Origin of the sequence: Lewinella sp. IMCC34183 (assembly GCF_003390915.1) — a bacterium.
In the GTDB taxonomy this organism is placed as follows: Bacteria; Bacteroidota; Bacteroidia; order Chitinophagales; family Saprospiraceae; genus Neolewinella.
Genome location: NZ_QMEM01000034.1, coordinates 1 through 543, shown reverse-complemented (window position 1 = coordinate 543; position 543 = coordinate 1). Strand labels below are relative to the sequence as shown.

Below are 543 nucleotides of genomic sequence, written 5' to 3'. Positions count from 1 at the left end.
TGCGGCCCCCGCGGCTCTCCCGCTGGTGGTACCACCGCCCGTTGCTGGTCAGTTCTTCGCCCTGCGGACACACGTAGACATCGGCCTCCTCGTCGTACTCGAACTCCCGCGGACCGTAGCCCCCGGCCTCCCGCGGCTTGGTCTTCCGCTCGGCCACGAAGGGCTCCATGCCCAGGGCTTCCACGCCGGCCAGGTTGGTGGCGTCGTAGTACCCCTTATCCGCCAGCACATCGATGGGTTCGGCCGGATCGTCGGGTAGGTCCAGGATCTCTTTGGCGGCTGCCGCCAGTCCCGCCAGGGCCTGGATGTCGTTGACGTTCGTGGCCTCGGTGTGTACGATCAGGTTATGCTCGTCGTCTACCACCGACTGCACGTTGTAGCCCACCAGCGACTCGGTGCCCTTCACCATCATACTGCGGGCATCGGGGTCCGTCTCACTGAGCTGGTTTTCCCCGCTTTCCTCTAACTCCTCCCGCATCTCTTCGTACAGCTCCTTACGCTCCCGCAGGGCGGCTAGCTTGTCCAGGGCCTGCTGTTGCAGGT

General features: G+C 65.0%; 1 protein-coding gene. It reads right to left on the bottom strand.

The window, feature by feature from the left end; all coding sequences use genetic code 11:
• Window positions 1–543: transposase (locus DQG19_RS20670; protein ID WP_157974653.1), on the bottom strand; the 543-nt coding region annotated here is incomplete at both ends.